This is a genomic window from Vibrio sp. 1401 (genome assembly GCF_033340295.1).
The window spans coordinates 1-585 of the sequence record NZ_JAWOWF010000604.1 but is presented as its reverse complement, the minus strand read 5'-3'; the positions used below and the strand labels follow the sequence as shown (position 1 = coordinate 585).

The following is a 585-nucleotide window of genomic DNA, read 5'->3' as shown; positions in this document are numbered from 1 at the left end:
TTAACCAAGTTCAAGTCCAGCCTAAAATTGGTTTTGGCTTTGCAGAAGCACTACGTTCTTTTCTGCGTCAAGATCCCGATGTGGTCATGGTGGGTGAGATTCGAGACCTAGATACTGCGGAAATCGCGATTAAGGCGTCCCAAACCGGTCACTTAGTGCTCTCTACTTTGCATACCAACTCTGCGGCTGAAACCATCATTCGTTTATCAAACATGGGCGTAGAAAGTTTTAACCTCGCCTCTTCTCTTAGTTTGATTATTGCCCAACGCCTAGCTCGCAAACTTTGTCCATATTGTAAACAACCGCAAGAGCATACCGTTCAACTTCAGCACCTCGGCATTCAAACAACTGACAACATTTTTAGAGCCAATCCAGATGGTTGCAACGAATGCACCCATGGTTATTCTGGCCGAACAGGTATCTATGAAGTCATGCGCTTTGATGAATCTCTATCCGAAGCTCTTATTAAAGGAGCCTCGGTACATGAACTGGAAAAGCTTGCCATTGCGAACGGCATGAGCGCCTTGCAAATGTCCGGAATAGAAAAACTCAAACAAGGCATCACAAGCTTTAGTGAGTTACAAC

At 45.0% G+C, this 585-nt stretch carries 1 protein-coding gene; it reads left to right on the top strand.

Going from position 1 to position 585, the window contains the following annotated elements; genetic code table 11:
- A partial coding sequence (locus tag R7Z77_RS27080; RefSeq protein WP_318137269.1) for a GspE/PulE family protein occupies positions 1–585 on the top strand: 585 nt, incomplete at both ends.